18 protein-coding genes are annotated in these 18,581 nt (G+C 68.0%); 10 read left to right on the top strand and 8 right to left on the bottom strand.

What is annotated here, in order from left to right:
- Window positions 1-17 precede the first annotated feature (17 nt).
- The gene (gene metG, locus ROP_RS28400) at window positions 18-1,577 is read left to right on the top strand and encodes a methionine--tRNA ligase (protein WP_015889466.1); all 1,560 of its coding nucleotides are present in this window, start codon (window positions 18-20) and stop codon (window positions 1,575-1,577) included.
- A gap of 107 nt (window positions 1,578-1,684) precedes the next feature.
- Window positions 1,685-2,860, top strand: a complete 1,176-nt coding sequence (locus tag ROP_RS28395) for a DUF2786 domain-containing protein (protein WP_193384871.1) — start codon at window positions 1,685-1,687, stop codon at window positions 2,858-2,860.
- Window positions 2,861-2,875: 15 nt separating this feature from the next.
- On the opposite strand, the gene rsmI is transcribed toward ROP_RS28395, so the two are convergent.
- Complete coding sequence (gene rsmI / locus ROP_RS28390) at window positions 2,876-3,706, bottom strand: 16S rRNA (cytidine(1402)-2'-O)-methyltransferase (protein WP_015889464.1); 831 nt, start codon at window positions 3,704-3,706, stop codon at window positions 2,876-2,878.
- 74 nt (window positions 3,707-3,780) lie between these two features.
- Here rsmI and ROP_RS28385 point away from each other — a divergent pair, with 74 nt between their 5' ends.
- Window positions 3,781-5,289 carry a dolichyl-phosphate-mannose--protein mannosyltransferase gene (locus ROP_RS28385; RefSeq protein WP_043826856.1) on the top strand — a complete coding sequence of 503 codons (1,509 nt, stop codon included), beginning with the start codon at window positions 3,781-3,783 and terminating at the stop codon, window positions 5,287-5,289.
- A 61-nt stretch (window positions 5,290-5,350) separates the two neighbouring features.
- On the opposite strand, the gene ROP_RS28380 is transcribed toward ROP_RS28385, so the two are convergent.
- The 4 genes from ROP_RS28380 to ROP_RS28365 all read right to left on the bottom strand — a co-directional run bounded on the left by ROP_RS28380 (window position 5,351) and on the right by ROP_RS28365 (window position 8,738).
- On the bottom strand, window positions 5,351-6,982 hold the full coding sequence (locus tag ROP_RS28380) for a BCCT family transporter (protein ID WP_015889462.1): 1,632 nt from the start codon (window positions 6,980-6,982) through the stop codon (window positions 5,351-5,353).
- A gap of 90 nt (window positions 6,983-7,072) precedes the next feature.
- Window positions 7,073-7,504 (bottom strand): DoxX family protein, encoded by a 432-nt coding sequence (locus ROP_RS28375; protein WP_015889461.1) that lies wholly within the window; start codon window positions 7,502-7,504, stop codon window positions 7,073-7,075.
- Window positions 7,505-7,552: 48 nt separating this feature from the next.
- Entirely contained in the window at window positions 7,553-7,927 is a 375-nt protein-coding gene (locus tag ROP_RS28370) for a GntR family transcriptional regulator (protein WP_015889460.1), read from the bottom strand.
- Window positions 7,928-8,054: 127 nt separating this feature from the next.
- Window positions 8,055-8,738, bottom strand: coding sequence for an NAD(P)H-binding protein (locus tag ROP_RS28365; protein ID WP_015889459.1), 684 nt, complete (start codon window positions 8,736-8,738; stop codon window positions 8,055-8,057).
- Window positions 8,739-8,835: 97 nt separating this feature from the next.
- Between ROP_RS28365 and arsC the strand changes: the two genes are divergently transcribed.
- Window positions 8,836-9,183, top strand: a complete 348-nt coding sequence (arsC, locus tag ROP_RS28360) for an arsenate reductase (glutaredoxin) (RefSeq protein ID WP_015889458.1) — start codon at window positions 8,836-8,838, stop codon at window positions 9,181-9,183.
- A 68-nt stretch (window positions 9,184-9,251) separates the two neighbouring features.
- Here the strand turns inward: arsC and arcA are convergent, their stop codons facing one another.
- Window positions 9,252-10,469, bottom strand: a complete 1,218-nt coding sequence (gene arcA, locus ROP_RS28355; protein ID WP_015889457.1) for an arginine deiminase — start codon at window positions 10,467-10,469, stop codon at window positions 9,252-9,254.
- Between the two features lie 107 nt (window positions 10,470-10,576).
- Between arcA and ROP_RS28350 the strand changes: the two genes are divergently transcribed.
- Together ROP_RS28350 and soxR are read left to right on the top strand one after the other, a co-directional pair.
- A complete protein-coding gene (locus ROP_RS28350) occupies window positions 10,577-11,107 on the top strand; it encodes an FABP family protein (RefSeq protein ID WP_015889456.1) in 531 nt (176 codons plus the stop codon).
- Window positions 11,108-11,149: 42 nt separating this feature from the next.
- Window positions 11,150-11,629 (top strand): redox-sensitive transcriptional activator SoxR, encoded by a 480-nt coding sequence (gene soxR, locus ROP_RS28345; protein ID WP_015889455.1) that lies wholly within the window; start codon window positions 11,150-11,152, stop codon window positions 11,627-11,629.
- A 3-nt stretch (window positions 11,630-11,632) separates the two neighbouring features.
- Here the strand turns inward: soxR and ROP_RS28340 are convergent, their stop codons facing one another.
- A complete protein-coding gene (locus ROP_RS28340) occupies window positions 11,633-12,127 on the bottom strand; it encodes a DUF2505 domain-containing protein (protein ID WP_015889454.1) in 495 nt (164 codons plus the stop codon).
- 168 nt (window positions 12,128-12,295) lie between these two features.
- Here ROP_RS28340 and ROP_RS28335 point away from each other — a divergent pair, with 168 nt between their 5' ends.
- Genes ROP_RS28335 through ROP_RS28325 form a run of 3 tightly spaced genes read left to right on the top strand, consistent with a single transcriptional unit; the run spans window position 12,296 to window position 17,470 of the window.
- A complete protein-coding gene (locus ROP_RS28335) occupies window positions 12,296-13,750 on the top strand; it encodes a wax ester/triacylglycerol synthase domain-containing protein (RefSeq protein ID WP_043825467.1) in 1,455 nt (484 codons plus the stop codon).
- Window positions 13,751-13,767: 17 nt separating this feature from the next.
- On the top strand, window positions 13,768-16,026 hold the full coding sequence (locus ROP_RS28330) for a glycerol-3-phosphate 1-O-acyltransferase (RefSeq protein WP_015889452.1): 2,259 nt from the start codon (window positions 13,768-13,770) through the stop codon (window positions 16,024-16,026).
- 4 nt (window positions 16,027-16,030) lie between these two features.
- The gene (locus tag ROP_RS28325) at window positions 16,031-17,470 is read left to right on the top strand and encodes an HAD-IB family hydrolase (protein WP_015889451.1); all 1,440 of its coding nucleotides are present in this window, start codon (window positions 16,031-16,033) and stop codon (window positions 17,468-17,470) included.
- Between the two features lie 18 nt (window positions 17,471-17,488).
- On the opposite strand, the gene ROP_RS28320 is transcribed toward ROP_RS28325, so the two are convergent.
- Window positions 17,489-17,791, bottom strand: coding sequence for a hypothetical protein (locus tag ROP_RS28320; RefSeq protein WP_015889450.1), 303 nt, complete (start codon window positions 17,789-17,791; stop codon window positions 17,489-17,491).
- Window positions 17,792-17,951: 160 nt separating this feature from the next.
- Between ROP_RS28320 and ROP_RS28315 the strand changes: the two genes are divergently transcribed.
- Window positions 17,952-18,581 carry a hypothetical protein gene (locus tag ROP_RS28315; RefSeq protein ID WP_015889449.1) on the top strand — a complete coding sequence of 210 codons (630 nt, stop codon included), beginning with the start codon at window positions 17,952-17,954 and terminating at the stop codon, window positions 18,579-18,581.

Here is an 18,581-nt window from a genome sequence, read left to right as displayed (position 1 = left end):
GATAGAGTGGTCGCACCATGAATGCTGCTGATTCCACCGCCTCGCGGCCACCTTTCTATCTGACGACGGCGATCGCGTACCCGAACGGCGTCCCGCACATCGGCCACGCCTACGAGTACATCTCCTCCGACGCCCTCGCACGGTTCAAGCGCCTGGACGGGTTCGACGTCTACTTCATGACGGGAACCGACGAGCACGGTCTGAAAATGCAGCAGACCGCGGCCAAGGAAGGCATCGACGTCCGCGAACTCGCCGCGCGGAACTCGGATGTGTTCGAGGCCATGGACAAGACGCTGAACATCTCCTTCGACCGGTTCATCCGCACCACGGATGCCGACCACGAGGAGGCCAGCAAGGCGATCTGGCAGAGGATGCTCGAAGCCGGCGACATCTACCTCGACACGTACTCGGGCTGGTACTCGGTCCGCGACGAGGCGTTCTACACCGAGGCCGAGACCACGCTGCAGGAGGACGGTTCGCGCCTGTCCACCGAGACGGGCACCCCGGTCGAGTGGACGGAGGAGTCCACGTACTTCTTCAAGCTGTCCGAGTACCAGGACAAGCTGCTCGCCCTCTACGACGAGAACCCCGACTTCATCGCGCCCGCGACGCGGCGCAACGAGATCGTCAGCTTCGTCAAGGGTGGCCTCAAGGACCTGTCGATCTCCCGCACGACGTTCGACTGGGGCGTTCCGGTGCCCGGACACCCCGAGCACGTCATGTACGTGTGGGTCGATGCGCTCACCAATTACCTGACGGGCGCCGGATACCCGGACACGGATTCCGAGCAGTTCGGCAAGTTCTGGCCGGCGAACCTGCACATCATCGGCAAGGACATCACCCGGTTCCACACCGTGTACTGGCCTGCGTTCCTGATGTCGGCGGGAATCGAGTTGCCGAAGCGCGTCTTCGTGCACGGATTCCTCTACAACAAGGGCGAGAAGATGTCGAAGTCGGTCGGCAACGTCGTCGACCCGGTCGCCATGGTGGAGCAGTACGGCCTCGACGCGGTCCGCTTCTTCCTGCTCCGCGAGATCTCCTACGGCCAGGACGGCAGCTACAGCCACGAGGCCATCGTCACCCGGATCAACGCCGACCTGGCGAACGAACTCGGCAACCTCGCCCAGCGTTCGCTGTCAATGGTCGCGAAGAACTGCGACGCCCAGGTTCCGACGCCCGGTGCGCTGACCGACGACGACACCGCGATGCTCGCGCAGGCGGATGCTCTGCTGGAGCGGGTGCGCGCCGAGTACGACGTCCAGGCTCTGCACCTCGCTCTGGAGGCGATCTGGTCGGTCCTCGGCGAGACCAACCGGTACTTCTCCAAGCAGGAGCCCTGGGTTCTGCGCAAGACGGACCCCGAGCGCATGGCGACGGTGTTGTACGTGACGCTCGAGGTGGTCCGGATCGTCGGCATCCTCGTGCAGCCGGTCATGCCGGACGCCGCGGAAAAGATCCTGGACCTGCTGGGCCAGAAGAGCGACGCGCGGCAATTCAGCGACCTTCCGGCGCGCATCGTGGCGGGCACACCGCTGCCTGCGCCTTCGGGTGTGTTCCCGCGTTACGTGGAGGACTGATCCGCGCGGGGTCCGATCTTGTCGGACCCTGCATGCACACTCTCCCCATGACGCCGAATAGAACATACATTCGATCTCTTCCCGGTGCATTCAGGAACGGAGCGCGCGTGTTCGACGACGAAGTGAGCCCCCAGGCCGCGGCGGCGGTCCACACCCTGATGGGCGAGTTGTCGGCCGCGTACGAGCGCGGGTGGCAGCCCGCCGACGTCCTCCATCTGGCGCGTAGATCGAAGGAGCCGTCCGACGCGGCGCTCGCGGCGGCTGTGGTGCTGCACGAGTCGGAGCGCACGCGCGCCGCGCACCGGGCGCCGCGGGACTGGGTGGAGCAACTCCGCACCATCGGCGAGCAGTACCCGGGCGCGTCCCACCTGGCGGCACGGGTTCCGGTCGACGGTCCCGACGTTCGCGCGCTGGCCGCCGGGTTGCTGTTCGAGGACCCGTATCACTCGGTCTACCAGCTCACCGACCTGTCGCTGTCGTGGACGAATCTGCCCGGCTGGACGGTGCTCACTCCCCCGCCGTCGACGTGGCCGGTCGTGCGGGTCGCCGACCCGGTGGCGGCGATGCCCGGCGAGACCGAGGCCGACGCGAAGGTGCTCAACAGGATTCGCGGGCTCCTGGCCAAGGCCGAGGCCACCGATTTCGCGGAGGAGGCGGAGATCTTCACCGCGAAGGCGCAGGAGTTGATGACGCGCTACGCGATCAGCGCCGCCCTCCTCCACACCCAGAACGGCGCCGGCAACACGGCGGTGCACAGTCGCCGTATCCACCTGGAGAATCCGTACGTCAAGGAGAAGGTGCACCTTCTCACCGAGATCGGCGACTCCAACCGGGTGCGCACCGTCTGGTTCAGCTCCCTCGCCATCGCGACCGTGGTCGGCACCCCCCTCGACCTCCAGCAGGTCGACATGCTCTTCACCTCGTTGCTGGTGCAGGCCACGCGCGCAATGCAATTCGCGGACGCCGACAGTCGCGGCGGTTCGCGCACCACGTCATTCCGGAAGGGGTTCCTCGCCGGTTTCGCCAGTCGCATCGGGCAGCGGTTGCGCGACGCCGACAGCCGGGCCACGGCCGACGCCGCCGACGAGGCGTCGATCCCCGTCGCCGATCTGCTGCCGATCCTGGCCACCAAGTCCGAGGCCGTCGACGCCGAGTTCGACCGGCTGTTTCCGCGGACCAAGAAGGCCCGCGGCAGGGCCGTCGACGCCAACGGCTGGTACGCCGGGCAGGCGGCCGCCGACGACGCCTCGCTGGCGCCCGGGGAGCGCGCCCTCCGGCGGTAGCGGCCCGCCGGACGCCTAGTCCTTCCGGGACGCCAGCACCGTTTCGTAGAGTTCCCGCTTCGACACGCCGGTGGTGGCGACGAGCGCGCACGCGTCCTTGAGCCGGGTGCCGTCGGCGACCAGTCGCTCCACCTCGTCGACGAGGTCGGCGGGGTCGGATGCGACGAGGGTGGCGCCCTCCACCACCACGGTGATCTCGCCGCGGACACCCTCGGCGGCCCACTCGGCGAGTTCGGCGAGGGTGCCGCGGCGCACCTCCTCGTACGTTTTGGTCAGTTCCCGGCAGACGGCGGCGCGGCGGGTGCCGCCGAGCACGGCGGCGGCGTCCGCGAGGCAGTCGGCGAGCCGGTGCGGCGCCTCGAAGAACACGCAGGCGCGTTGCTCGGTGACCAGGGCCTGCAGCCACGTCTTGCGCTGGCCCGGCTTGCGGGGCGGGAAGCCGTCGAAACAGAACCGTTCGACCGGCAGCCCGGACAACGCGAGCGCCGTCGTCACCGCCGACGGTCCGGGCAGGCACGTCACCGCCAGATCCTCGGCCACGCACGCCGACACCAGCCGGTATCCGGGGTCGCTGACCGACGGCATGCCGGCGTCGGTGACGAGGAGAACGGTCTTGCCGGACGCGACGTCGGCGACGAGCGCGGGCAGCCGGGCCGTCTCGACCTGGTCGTAGAAGCTGACGACCTTGCCGGTGATCGTCACGTCGAGCGCGGAGGCGAGGGCCTTGGTGCGGCGGGTGTCCTCGGCGGCGACGACGTCGGCCGTCCCGAGCGCCGCACGCAGCCTCGGCGACGCGTCACCCACATCCCCCATCGGTGTTGCGGCGAGCACTAGGCGACCAGTCATGACCCACAGCCTACGATTGCGGCGTGACGATGCTGACGGACGAGCGACCGACGCCCTCCGCACGACAGCCGTCCATGGTCGGACCGGCGCCGCTCGTGCCGCCTCCCGACTTCGGTCCCGTCGACCGCGCCCGCGGCTGGGTGGTGACCCTGTTCGTCACGGCGATCGCGGCGATCACCCGGTTCACGATGCTCGGCTACCCGACCGACGCGGGCACTCCCGTGTTCGACGAGAAGCACTACGCGCCGCAGGGCTGGCAGGTGCTCACCGGCGGCTGGCTCGAGGACAACCCCGGCTACGGGCTGGTAGTGCATCCGCCGATCGGCAAACAGCTGATCGCGATGGGCGAGGCGGTCTTCGGCTACAACGGCTGGGGCTGGCGGTTCGCCTCGGCCGTGGCGGGCACGATCATGGTTCTGCTGGTGATCCGGATCGTCCGCCGGCTCACGCGGTCCACTCTGATCGGCGGGCTCGCCGGGGTCCTGCTGGTCGCGGACGGGGTGACGTTCGTCTCGTCCCGGCTCGGCATGCTCGACATTTTCCTGGCGCTGTTCGCGGTGGCCGCGCTCGGCTGCCTGATCGTGGACCGCGACCAGGTCCGCGAGCGGATGGCCCGGGTGTACGCCGAGGGCCGGATCGGCGACAGCGAGTGGGGTCCGCGGCTCGGTGTGCGATGGTGGCGGTTCGGTGCCGGGATCATGCTGGGTCTGGCGTGCGGGACCAAATGGTCGGGCGTCTACTTCATCGTGTTCTTCGGGCTGCTCAGCGTCGCCTTCGATGTGTCGGCCCGGCGCGCCTACGGGGTGCGCCGCCCGTGGTTCGGCGCCGGCGTCCGCGATATCGGCCCCGCGCTGTACGCGCTGGTCGCCGTCCCGCTGTTCGTGTACCTCGCCAGCTACTGGGCGTGGTTCGCCAGCGAGACCGGTGTCGACCGCCATGCCGTGGGCAACGAGATCGGGACGGGCGGCACCTGGTCGTTCGTGCCGGCAGCGCTGCGGTCGCTGTGGTACTACAGCGGCAACGTCCTCGATTTCCATTCGGGTCTCACCAATTCGGCGGGCAACCATCACCCGTGGGAGTCGAAGCCGTGGACGTGGCCGATGGGTCTGCGCCCGATGCTGTACTACTTCGCCGAGGGTGATCACGTCACCGGCTGCGGTGCGTCGAGTTGCGTCAAGGCCGTCATGCTCATCGGGACGCCCGCCATGTGGTGGCTGGCGCTGCCGATGCTCGCGTGGGCCCTGTGGCAGTCCGTGGTGCGGAAGGACTGGCGGTACGCCACCGTCCTCACCGGCTACGGCGCCGCGTTCCTGCCGTGGCTGACCACCCTGGACCGCCAGATGTACTACTTCTACGCGGTGGCGCTGGCGCCGTTCATGGTGATGGGTCTCGCACTGGTACTGGGCGACGTCCTGGGCAGCGCGAAGGCGTCGTTCGAGCGCCGCACCACCGGCCTGCTCGCCGTCTGTCTCTATGTGGGGCTGGTGGTCGCCAACTTCATCTGGTTGTGGCCGATCCTCACGGCCGTTCCGATCACCCCGGAGACGTGGCAGCACCAACTGTGGCTGCCGAGCTGGCGTTGACACCGCAGCGAGTCGAGCCGTCCGGGTCCCGCGGGACCCGGACGGCTCGCAGACTGTTCCTCTAGCGGGACGAGATCCGGTCGCGACGACGCTTCGCCGCCACTCTCCGCATCTCCCTCCGCATTTCCCGGCCGTCGACAATCATCTGATCTCGGGACAGATCCTTGTAGAGCGAGAAGCACAACCCGATCATCACGAGGACGAACGGTGCCGCAGCGATGATCGTCATCGTCTGCAGTCCGTCGAGTGCAGTGTCGCCGCCGGTCCACAGGATCAGCGCGGCGACGCCACCGGTGAGCACACCCCAGAACACGACCACCCAGCGCTGCGGTTCCAGTGAACCGCGCTGCGACAGGGTTCCCATCACCATCGATGCGGCGTCGGCGCCGGAGACGAAGAAAATCCCCACGAGGACCATCACCAGGACGGTCGTGATGCCGGTGAGCGGCAGGTGGTTGAGCATCCCGAACAGCTGACCCTCCTGGGTGTCCTGGCCGGCGAGGTCGATTCCGTCACGCTGCTCGCTGATGCCCGCACCGCCGAAGATCGCGAACCACACGAGGCTCACGGCGCTCGGCACCACGATCACGCCGACCACGAACTGCCGGATGGTCCGGCCACGGCTGATGCGGGCCAGGAACATGCCGACGAAGGGGGTCCAGGAGATCCACCACGCCCAGTAGAAGATGGTCCACGAGGACAACCATTCGCCGGTCGCCGGATCGGACGACGCGCCGGTGCGGGCCGACATCTGCGCGAGCTGCGCGGCGTAGGCGCCGATCGTCGTGGGCAGCAGGTTGAGGATCAGGACCGTAGGTCCGACGACGAACACGAACAGCGCCAGGACGACGGCGAGCACCATGTTGGTGTTGGAGAGCCACTGGATTCCCTTGGCGACGCCCGACACGGCCGAGGCCACGAACGCGAGGGTCAGCAGGGCGACGATCGCGACCAGCAGGAACGTGCTGACCTCCGACATCCACCCGACGACCTGGAATCCGGAACCGATCTGCAGTGCGCCGAGACCCAGCGAGGCGGCGGTCCCGAACAGCGTCGCGAAGATCGCGAGGACGTCGATGAACTTGCCGATCGGTCCCTCGGCGCGGCGGCCGAGGAGCGGAATGAACGCGGAGCTGAACAGCTGCTTGCGACCCTTGCGGTACGAGCCGTACGCGATCGACAGTCCGACCACCGCGTACATCGCCCACGGGTGCAGGCTCCAGTGGAACATGGTGGTGGCCATCGCAGTTCCGATGCCACCGCTGGAACCCGGAGGGGGTGTCACGTAGTGCGCGAGCGGTTCGGCGACACCGAAGAACATCAGTCCGATGCCCATTCCGGCGCTGAACATCATCGCGATCCAGCTGACGGTCCGGAACTCGGGCTTCTCGCCGTCCTTGCCGAGCGGAATGTGGCCGAACTTGCTGAACGCGAGCCACAGTGAGAAGAGGACGAACCCGGACGCCGACAGGACGAACAACCAGCCCATGTCGGTGACCAGCCAGTCGAGCGCCTTACCAGTCGTGGTGTCGAGATTGTCGGGGGCCACGAGCCCCCAGACGACGATTGCCGAGACCGCGGCGGCGGCGGCGGAGAACACGACGTGGTCGGTGCGAACACCGACCCGTTTGAGCCCTCCGCCGACGGCCGCGCCAGCGGTCTCGGAACCTTGATCAGGCAGATCAGTATTCATTGCCATGAACAACTACGTTGGTCATTTTCGGTGGCAAAAGCAAGCTAGCCCACCGCTTCACACCGAATCGAGACCCACTGAGCGGTATCGTTACGCTGCGGTTTTGCCCCATCCCGAGCCTCTTCCGAGGAGCCCGTCGATGCTGAGGCCTCCGGCGCCGATCACAGCGAGAAGCAGCGACCCGACGCCGAGTGCGACGACGAGTTCGTACCCGCCGTCCGCGACGAACACTCCCTTGTCCGCGTGCACCAGAATCAGCGCCCCGAGCATGTCGAGGAACAGCAGGACTCCGGCGATCGGTGTGGCGACGCCCACCATGAGAGCAAACCCACCCGCGAGCTCGATGGTGGCGGCCGCAACAGCCGAGATGTCGGGCCGCGGGACGCCCATGTCGGCGAACGACGCCTGGGTGGCCTTCACTCCGTAATCGAAGAACTTCTGCCAGCCGTGCGCGACGAAGATCACGCCGAGCCCGATCCGGGCGATCAGTAGTGCGAAGTCACGGAAGAGTGCAGAAGCCATACCGAGCGTCTACCTTTCTGAGGTCTCACCTTCTGGATGGCACCGTACTCAATCGGCGCCGCGGAGAGCGGACTGCACGAAGCCGAGGATCTCCTCGTCGGACACCCCCAGCTTCCGCAGTTCCTGCACATAACCGGTTGCGGCCTTCTCAGCCCCGGCGCGGATGGGGTCACCGCCGCTCGCGATGAATGTGCCCTGCTTGCCCCGGGTTTCGATGACACCCTGCTCGCCGAGCTCCCGGTACGCCTTGGCGACGGTGTTCGGTGCGAGGCCGACCTCGACGGCCAGCGCGCGCACCGTGGGGATCTTCGTCCCCGCGATCAGTTGCCCGCTGCGCACCTGCTCGATGATCTGCAAGCGCAACTGGTCGAACGGGGCGGTCGAAGAATCGGGGTCGATGTCGATGTCCACGGCCGGCGCCACCTCCGTTGTTCCACGCGTTGTATCAGACCGTAGTTGCGCGGTTGCGGCGCCGCAACGGTTGCACCGCGGCGACGGCCTCGGTCACACCCCGGCGACGGCCTCAGTCACACCCCGGCGACGGCCTCGGTCACACCGCGGCGACGGCCTCAGTGATCGGCGTGGGACCGGACGTCAGCATGAGCGTCTTCTTCGCCGTGTCCGGGTGGTCCAGGAGCGCCGCGACCACCGCTGCGACGTCGGCACGCGTGACGGTGCCGCGTTCGAGGGGCGGCGCGGTCAGCGTGACGTGACCGGTCGCGTCGTCGTCGAGGAGACCGCCCGGACGGAGAATCGTCCAATCGAGGTGGGTGCGGGCGCGCAGATCTTCCTCGGCGGCCGTCTTCGCGACCAGGTAGGCGGCGAACACGTCGTCGGTGCCCTCGGGGATCGGCTCACCCGCCCCGAACGAGCCGACCTGAACGAATCGCCGTGTCCCCGCCTTCTCGGCGGCGTCGGCGAGCAGGACCGCGGCACCGCGGTCGACGGTGTCCTTGCGGGCGATTCCGCTGCCCGGACCGGCACCCGCCGCGAACACCGCGGCGTCCGCACCGGCGAGGGTCTTCGCGACGTCGTCCACGGTCGCCGCCTCCAGATCGATCACCACCGGTTCGGCGCCGAGTGCCGCGACCTCGTGCTCGTGGTCGGGGTTGCGGATCAACGCGACCGCACGGTCGCCGCGGGCGGTGAGAATCTTGATGAGGTGGCGGGCGATCTTCCCGTGTCCACCCGCGATGACGATGCGCTGCGGAGCCGCGTCCCGGTGCTCGACCATGATCGATCTCCCTCTTGTGTTCGACTGTTCACGATGTACTACCCGGGTTCAGCGCTCGGTGCGGGCGCATTTGTTCCCCGGGTGCAGAATGTCGGATATGGCGAACACCGCGACCATCTACCACAACCAGCGCTGCAGCACGTCCCGCACCGTCCTCGGACTGATCCGGGACGCGGGCATCGAGCCGACCGTCGTGAAGTACCTCGAGACCCCGCCCTCGCGGGACGGATTGCGCAAACTTCTCGACGACGCCGGCCTGAAGCCGAGCGAGGCGATCCGCAAGAAGGAGGCCGTGTTCAAGGAACTCGGGCTCGCCGAGGCGTCCGAGGACGAACTGCTCGAAGCGATGGTGGACAACCCCATCCTCATCGAGCGACCGATCGTCGTGACGAACAAGGGCACCGTCCTCGCCCGCCCGGCCGCGAAGGTCGGCGACATCCTCTAGGCCCTCCGGGCTCGTGCGCCTTTCTGGTTGCTCCCACGACCAGAAAGGCGCACGGGCGGCGGAGCCGCCTACAGCGGGTCGCGGGCCACCGGACAGGACATGCAGCGGGGCCCGCCGCGACCCGACCCGAGTTCGGAACCGGCGATCCGCAGTACCTCGATGCCCGAAGCCTCGAGCCGGGCGTTGGTCTCGACGTTCCGTTCGTAAGCGACGACGACGCCGGGTGCGAGTGCGAGCGTGTTGTTTCCGTCGTCCCACTGTTCGCGCTCGGCGGTGACGTTGTCGAGTCCGGTGTCGATGACGCGCAGCTTCCCGATGCCCATGGCCTCGGCGGCGGCGCTCAGGAACGGGTCGGCGCCGCGGATCGACACGCCGTTGTCCTCGCGGTGAATGGTGAACGCCGACAGCGTGTCCTGGATGATCGGGTACATCACTACGGCGTCGTGGTCGACCATCGTGCACACGGTGTCGAGGTGCATGGACGCCCGGGCCTGTGCGATGGGCACCACCAGTACGGTGTGCGCCAGTTCGTCCTCGAAGACGCTGCGCGCCAACGCCTCGGCCCCGGCCGGTGTGGTGCGCTCCCCCACTCCGACGGCGACGACGCCGGGCGCCAGGAGCAGGACGTCGCCGCCTTCGACGGGGGCCGTGTGGGATTCGTACGCGCGCCGGGCGCCGCGGAATCGCGGGTGGTGGGCGTAGATGATGTCGGTGAGGGACGTTTCGCGGACACGGGCGGGCAGTGCCAGCGACGTGATCGCGACACGCGGTCCGATCCAGAACGACGAGTCCCGGGTGAAGAGCAGGTTCGGCAGCGGGTCGATGACGAAGTCGCCGCCGTGGTGCATGCGGCGAACCAGCGAGGCCGTGTTGGCGGCGACGGGAAGTTCGTCGAAGGTCATGCCCGCGGTGAGGATGGTGGAGAGTTCGGGGGCCGGGACGCCGCGGAGGTGCGCGGCGAGTTCCTGCGCCAACGTGTGGCCCAGCTTCCGGGGGTCGACGGCGGCGCCGATGCCCTGGATGCGGGCGGCTCCGCTGGCGCCGAGTGTCTCGGCGAGCAGGTCGGACAGCAGCAGGACCTCGACGCCGCGGCTGCGCAGCAGGTCCGCGAACGCGTCGTGTTCCTCCTGGGCGCGGTCGACCCAGGGCAGTCCGTCGAACAGCAGTTGGTCGTTGTTGCGGGGTGTGAGCCGCTTCAGTTCGTCCCCGGGGCGGTGCAGGAGGACGGCACGCAGCTGCCCGACTTCGGAGTTGGCCCCCAGCGGTGCAGAACCGGACGCGTTCATGTCTAGACGGTAATGCCGGTGGACCCGGCAGGCACGCTCAAACGCGCCGCCGCCGACCGTGTCCCTCGGCCCCGCAGGCGAGTACCGTGAAGCGGCGGAGGTATCTCATGGACGAGAACTCGACTCTCTCGCCGGCGCACCCGGATGCGACGGCGAGTTCGTCTGCGACCGCACCACCGGCCCCGTCCGTGCCGTCCGCCCTGGCGCCGTTCGCCGGCCTGTGGCGCGGCGAGGGCGAAGGCGCGTACCCGACGATCGACGACTTCGCGTACACCGAGGAGATCGAATTCTCCCCCAGCGGTAAACCGTTCCTGGCGTACCGGTCTCGGACACGGGAGGCGGGCACCGGCCGGCCGCTGCACTCGGAGTCCGGGTATCTGCGGCTCGTCGCCGAGGACGAGGCCGAGTTGCTCGTCGCCCAGCCGACCGGGTTCACCGAGATCCACCGCGGTCAGATCCGGGAGGGCATCATCGAGTTGTCGATGGTGGCGCTGAGCGCGTCCCCGGACGCCAAGCCGGTGCACAGCATCCGGCGGCAGTTGTCGGTGCGCGGCGGCGACCTCACGTACGACGTGTGGATGGCGCACGACCTGACTCCGCTCACCCATCACCTCCACGGTCATCTCCGCCGCGACTGACCTCGAGTATTGTTCAGGTAACCCCGTGAAAGGTTGCCTGTCGTGGAGATGCCCGAGTGGAGAGCGAAGGAACTGACGCCGGGACAGCTGTCGGAACGAAGTGGCGTCGCGGTGTCGGCGTTGCATTTCTACGAACGCGAGGGGCTGATCACCAGCAGGCGGACGTCCGGCAACCAGCGTCGCTATCGCCGGGACACGCTGCGGCGGGTCGCGTTCATCCGCATCGCCCAGCGGGTCGGGATTCCGCTCGCCGAGATCCGGGACGCCCTCGCGACCCTCCCCGAGGGCCGCACCCCGAACCGCAAGGACTGGGAGAAGCTGTCGACGCGATGGCACGCCGATCTGGATCAGCGGATCGAGCAGTTGATCCGGCTCCGCGACAACCTGACCGGGTGCATCGGCTGCGGATGCCTGTCGCTGGGTAGTTGCGCGATCGTCAACTCCCACGACCGGCTGGGCACGGCCGGACCGGGCGCCCGCACGCTGGACGTCGAACTGGACGACCCCGCGCCGGGGGCGTGAGCGTCAGCTGTCGCCGAGCCACTTCTCGATCGCGTCGCGGTCCTGCCCGACCATGTCGCCGACGAGCTTCCTGATCAGGGATTCGATCTGCCCTCCGACCAGCGGAATCTTGACCTGCACCGTTCCGGTGAGGCCGAGGACGGTGACGTCGCCCGACGCGCGGAGCACCGACGCGCCCTCGATCTGCACCGGGATGCCGGTGGAGCTGCCGGTGATCCGGCCGTCGGCGTGGTCGCCGTCGAGGGCGCCCCACTGGTCGGCGCGCTCGACCTTCAGTTCGCCCGTGACGACCTTGCGCACCAGCCCGGGGAGGGAGGACGCGCCGATCGTGTCGCGCATCGTCGCGGTGAGCGTGCCGGGGCCGCGGCTGTCGTCGAGGGTGAGTTTGTCCGGCGCCTCCTCGAACCGGTGTCGCCAGAACGCCGGGTCCGTCAGTGCCGCGTGCACCCGGTCGATCGGGTACGCGACCTCTTCGGAGTAGTCGAAGCTTTTCGCCATGACGGCAGCCTACGACAACTCCGTGAGCGGCGAAGGAGTCCAGCGACTCGTCAGCCACGCGCGGGCGCGGAGCGCGAATCCGCCGGAACCAGGGACGCGATCTGCGAGGCGGGTCCACACTGGAAAAGCAGCAGCTGAGGGCAACTCGAGCAACGAATGAGGGTGGGCATGGCCGACGGCGAACCTCTGATACCACCGAGTGCCGTCGACGTGGATTTCTCCGACGTCGCCTGGGGAGCGGACCGCACGATGTCCGACTTCGAGACCGGAATGTGGCGGATGGAGGAGGTGCAGCCGAAGCTGCGCTCCCCGATCGTCGCGGTCGACGTCCTGGACAAACCGCCGGACTGGGAGCGGCTCGTGCGCGCCCACGAATGGGCGTCGCACATGGTGCCGCGCATCCGGATGCGGGTGGTGGAGCCGACGTTGCGGCTGGGCAATCCGATGTGGTCGGTCGACCCCGAATTCGACCTCGACTACCACCTGTCGCGGGTGCGGCTGCCGGAGCCGGCGACGTTCGACCATGCGCTGCGGATGTGCAGGCACCTGGCGACCGAACCGTTCGACCGCGCCCGGCCGCCGTGGAGTGCCATGCTCATCGAGGGACTCGACGACGGCCGCGCCGTCTACGTGGTGAAGACGCACCACAGCATCACGGACGGGCTCGGCGGAATCCAGTTGATGACGCTGCTGCACAGCAGGCGTCCCGAACCGTCGCCGGACAAACCGGATCGGCCGGCACCGTTGCCGGAGCAGATGTCGGGCGGCGGCGCTCTGCTCGAACAGGCGCTCGACAACGTGCGCAGCGCCCCGGGCCGCCTCGGCGGCCTGATCCGTGGCGCGGTGCGGACGGCGATGACGGTCGTCGGCGACCCCGTGGGCAGTGTCACCGAGGTCGCCGGTTACGCGAACTCGATCCGCAGGGTGGTGACGCCTCCCCCGTCGACGGGCTCGGACCTGCTGCGCGACCGCGGGCTCGGGCGCTGGTTCGGGGTTCTGGAGGTGAGCGTCGACGAACTGCGTTCCGCTGCTCACGTCGCCGGCGGATCGTTGAACGACGCGTACGTGGCGGCGCTGCTGGGCGGATTCCGCCGCTATCACGAGTCGTTCGGCTACGACCTCGCGACGATTCCGGTGGGGATGCCGGTGAGTATGCGTTCGGCGTCGGATCCGACCGGGGGCAACCGGTTCGCCGCCGCCCGGTTCGCCGGTCCGGTCGGTGAACGCGACCCGATCGAACGGATTCGGAAGGTCCGCGCGATCATTCTCGGCCTGCGCCAGGAACCGGCGCTCGGGCTGCTCGATTCCGCCGCCCCCATCCTGGTCCGGATCCCGACGGTGGTGCTGGCCAACTGGTACCTCTCGCAGTCGACGGGCCTCGATCTGCAGGCCAGCAACGTCGCGGGCGTGCCCGTGCCCGTGTATCTGGCGGGTGCCCGGATCGAGCGGATGTTCCCGTTCGGCCCGGCTCCCGGCTGCGCGGTCATGGCCACCCTCGTCTCCCACGTCGGCACGTGTTGCATCGGTGTCAATCTCGACACCGCCGCCGTGACCGAACCGGCGCGGTTCATGTCGTGCCTGCAGGAGAGTCTCGACGAGATCGTCGAACTCGGCCGCGGGTGAAGGGAAAGGCTGGCGCGATGGACGAGCAGACGGCACGGCCACGGGTCTATCTCATCGAGACGATGAGCGAGATGGAGGACGACGTTCTCCGCACGTGGCTGGAGCGGCAGGCGAACGACTCGGGTCAGCCACCGCCGACCGTCCGCGTCACCGACCAGGCACTCGCCGATCTCGCTCGGCGGAAGGACGATCCGCTGCTCACCCCGCTCCGGGTGGTGTGGCTACCGAAGGAGACCCACCCGGACGGCGCACAGCGGTTGCGGGAGACGCTCTCGCTGCGCGATCCGCTGCATCCCGGCCAGAACATGCAACGGCGGGTGATGCGCGACGACCCCGCCCGGTGCCAGGTTCTGGAGGGCGACCCGGCCCCGCTCAGCGACCTCGAACGCCGGCTCGCCGAGAACGGCGGTGGGTCCCTTCCGGATTTCATCCGCCGCCAGGCAGCGCTGACCCTCGAGCGGGCCGAGCGCACGGTGCTGGGCACGCAGTACAAGGTGTCGAGGTTCGTCGTCGACGAGATCACCGACGCCAGCCGGTACCACGACGGCACCCACGACCTGTCGGCCCAGTTGAATCTTCCCGTCGCCGAGGTGGATCGCCGCGCCCGCGGCGCACTGGACGAGATGGTGGCCGCCCAGAGCCGGCGGGCCATCGCACTGTGGGACCAGTTGGGCCGCTACTTCTCCCGCGCGTACCGCCTCGACGTCGACACCACCCGGCTCGACCAACTGCGGGAGCTGAACAAGGAACATTCCCTGGTGTTCCTGCCCAGCCACCGCTCGTACCTCGACCCCCTGGTGCTGCGGCCCGCGCTGCTCGCGAACGACCTTCCGCTCAACCACGTGATGGGCGGGCTGAACATCAATTTCTGGCCGATCGGACCGATCGGCAAGCGCAGCGGCACCGTGTTCATCCGCCGCAAGATCGAGGGCGACGAGATCTACAAGTGGACGCTCCGCGAGTACATGCGCTACCTGCTCACGAAGCGGTTCAACCTCGAGTGGTACATCGAGGGCGGGCGCAGCCGCACCGGCAAACTGCGGCCGCCGCGGTTCGGCCTGCTCAACTATCTCGCGAAAGCGTTCCAGGACAGCGGGATGTCCGACGTCTACCTCGTCCCGGTGTCGCTGACCTACGACCAGCTGTACGAGGTCGGGGCGATGGCGGCGGAGGCGCACGGCCAGGCGAAGAGCAAGGAGAGTCTGCGCTGGCTCTTCGGATACGTTCGGGCGCAAGGTCAACGGCACGGTGTCGCGCACGTCAATGTCGGCAGGCCGATGTCTCTGGCGGACTACCTCGGTCAGGAGGACGACCTGCGACTGGCGGTGCAGAAGACGGCGTTCGAGGTGTGCCACCGCATCAACGAGGTCACCCCCGTCACGGCGTCGTCATTGGTCATGCTCGCGTTTCTCGGCATCGAGGACCGCGCGCTCACCGTCGCCGAGGTCGGCGCCATCCTCGGGCCGCTCGTCGACTACATCACGGCGCGCTCGCTGCCGACCGCGGGCGACGTGGATCTGACGGACCCGCAGGTGATCCGCAAGGCGGTGCGCACCCACCTCGACTCCGGGGTCCTGAAAAGCTTCGACCAGGGCAGCGAGCGGGTGTTCTACCTCGGACGCGATCAGCATCTCGTGGCAGCGTTCTACCGCAACAACACCATTCACTTCCTGGTGATGCGGGCGATCGCGGAGATGGTGCTGCGCGCCGCCGTCGATCAGCAGTTCACCGACCCTCTCGAGGACGGATGGAATGCGGCACTCCGCATCCGCGACCTCCTCAAGTTCGAATTCTTCTTCAGCGAGAAGGACAGCTTCCGGAAGGAACTGCGGGCCGAACTCGACCTGATCGACCCGGCGTGGCAGTCGAATCTGGGTGACCCCCAGCATGCGGCGAACCTGTTGTCCGGGATGCGCATTCACCTGGCCCACCGGGTCCTGCAGCCGTTCCTGGAGGCGTACGCGGTGGTCGCGGCACAGCTGCTTCGCACTCCCGTGGACCGGAAGTTCGACGAGAAGGCATTTATGACGGCATGCCTCGCGCTCGCCGAGCAGCGAAGGCTCCGGCAGCAGATCGGGAGCAGCGAGTCGATCTCGGCCGAACTGTTCACGACCGCGCTCAAGCTGGCACGTAACCGGGGACTGGTCGAACCGAACGCCGAGAACATGGCGGCCCGGCGGGTCGAGTTCGAGGCCGAACTCCAGACCTTGATCGACCAGGTGCTCCGCATCCGGGCCATCGCGCACGAGAATCTCGACCAGATGGGTGGTAGGTGAGTCGATGAGCGATCTCCGCAGTCTCCACGACGACATCGCGGCTGCCGTTCCGGGTCCGGCCACCCTCGCGGCGTTCGACCTGGACGGCACCTTGATCAGCGGGTACTCCGCGAGTGTCGTCTACCGGGATCGTTTGCGGCGCTTCGACATCAGCGTGGCCGAGCTTCTCCGCACCACGAACGCGGCGGTGGAGACTCGCTTCCGGGGCGCCGACGTCGGCAACCTGATGCGCATCGGCGTGGAGAGCCTGGCCGGGCGCATGGAGGACGAGATGCAGGAGTGGGGGCAGCGCCTGTTTCGCCAGGAGATCGCGAGGATGATCTTCTCGGAGGTCCGTGGCCTGCTCGCCGCACACCGGCACGCCGGTCACCGCGTGGTGATGGCCACGTCCGCCACCCCGTATCAGGCGTTGTCGGTGGCCGCGGACCTCGACATCGACGCCGAGGACGTGCTGTGCACGCGGCCCGCGATCCTGGACGGGATGCTCACCGGCAAGCTCGAATCGCCGCCCCTGTGGGGACAGGCCAAGGCCGACGCACTGCGCGAGTACGCCGACAAGCACGGCGCCGATCTGGGCGACAGCTTCGCGTACTCCAACGGCGCCGAGGATGTTCCGATGCTGAAGTCGGTCGGACATCCCGTGGCGCTGAACCCCGACCGCAAGCTTGCGGCCACCGCACGGCAGAACGGGTGGCCGTCGGTGAATCTACGACCCCCCGAGAGCGGCGCCGACCCGATGTCGATCGCCCGCACCACCACCGCGATCGGCGTCCTGATGGGTGCCGCGGCGTTCGGCGTCTCCGCGGGCCTGCTCACCCAGAACCGGCAGACCGGCGCCAACCTCGTCGGTAGCTTCGGACCGGACCTCGCGCTCGCGATCTGCGGAATCAACGTGCGCATCAAAGGCAAGGAGAACGCGTGGTCGGCCAGGCCCGCGGTCTTCATGTTCAATCACCAGAGTTCGCTCGACCTGCTGGTGATCGGCAGCGTCATCCGGCGCGACGTCACCGGCGTCGCGAAGAAGGAGGCCGCGCGCGACCCCCGGTTCATTCCCGTGGGCGCCCTCCTCGACGTCGCCTACATCGACCGGGCCGACAGCACGAAGGCGCGGGCGGCCCTCCTCCCGGCCGTGGACAAACTGCAGTCCGGCATCTCCATTGCGATCGCCCCCGAGGGCACCCGTTCACCCACCCCGCGCCTCGGCAGGTTCAAGAAGGGCGGATTCCACCTGGCGATGCAGGCGGGAGTGCCGATCGTGCCGATCGTCATCCACAACGCCGGCGAACGGATGTGGCGGAACTCGCTCGTCGCGCACCCGGGCACCGTCGACGTCGACGTCCTCGAGCCCGTACCGACCGACGACTGGGACCTCGCGGATCTCGACCGGCACGTCGACGAGGTGCGCACGCTGTTCGAGGACTGCCTGCACGCCGGGCATCGCTGAGAATCCTTCGAAGAAACTCTATGTTCCGGCCTTCACACTGCCGGTGAAGAAGAACGGTGCCGTGGTGCCGAAGCAGAACACGGTCACGTTCGATCCTGCCGCGAATCCATCCAGCCTTCCGACGCCTGCCCGGAGACCGAAATTCGAATCCAGCGCGAAGCAGTTCCAGCTTTCTCCCCGCGGCACCGTGACGCTGATCGCGCCTGTGCCGCCTGCGCTGAGGACGGGTGCCGCCGTCGCTGTGCCCCCTCCCGCGCCGACGAGCATCACCGGAGCGATGACGGCCGAAGCAATTGCCGCGCGGAGTGCGATCTTGGTCATTGTGCTCACCTTCGATTTCCCGAGGATCCCCGACCTATTACGCATATCGCACCGACCCCCTCGAGAAGTTTCACAACCCGCGTAGTCGACTACGCGCGACGGTTCGCCGGCCGCACGGGAGAGTGAGCGTACGCCGTGGAGGGTCGATTGGAGCGGGACGATGAGCGAGACCGAGAACACCGAATCTCTCGAACGCAAAACTGTGCGGGGCCGAGATTTTCGGCTCAGCATGCTCATGGCCTCGATGGCCGTCGTCGGCACTCTGATCGGTTCCGTGTCCGGCGGGGCGTTCACTCTGCTGAACACGTCGAACCAAGTAAAGGCGACGATGAGCCAATCCGAGAACGAGTTCCTGCGGACGCAGCGGCAGAAGATCTATTCGGAACTCCTGACCGCCGCCAACGAGGTGCGCAACACCTCGGGTTCCGTCTCGATGGCGTTCGACCGCTTCGACGGGCCGATCCTGCTGGCCACCGTGCAGGCCGTCATCACACCGCTGCACGACCAGCAGGTCGTGTTCACCTCGAAATTCGCGGCGGTGGAGTTGATCGGATCCGCACCGGCGGTGGAACCCGCGCGACGGATGATGGTGGAGTATTCGGCCGCAACCGAGGCTGCCGGCTGGCTGACCCTCGACCTCGCAGAAGACGACATCGTGACCGCGGACGCGCTGTCCACCCGCCAGCAGGACTTCGTCGACCATTTCCAGGCCGGGATCAGCGCGCAGGAAGACTTCCTCACCGCAGTGCGAGGCGAACTCGGCATCCCCGAGCACGGTGACCGGCCGTAA

Origin of the sequence: Rhodococcus opacus B4 (genome assembly GCF_000010805.1) — a bacterium.
Taxonomy (GTDB): domain Bacteria; phylum Actinomycetota; class Actinomycetes; order Mycobacteriales; family Mycobacteriaceae; genus Rhodococcus_F; species Rhodococcus_F opacus_C.
The sequence above is the reverse complement of the archived record's forward strand: the minus strand, read 5'-3'. Positions and strand labels throughout refer to the sequence as shown.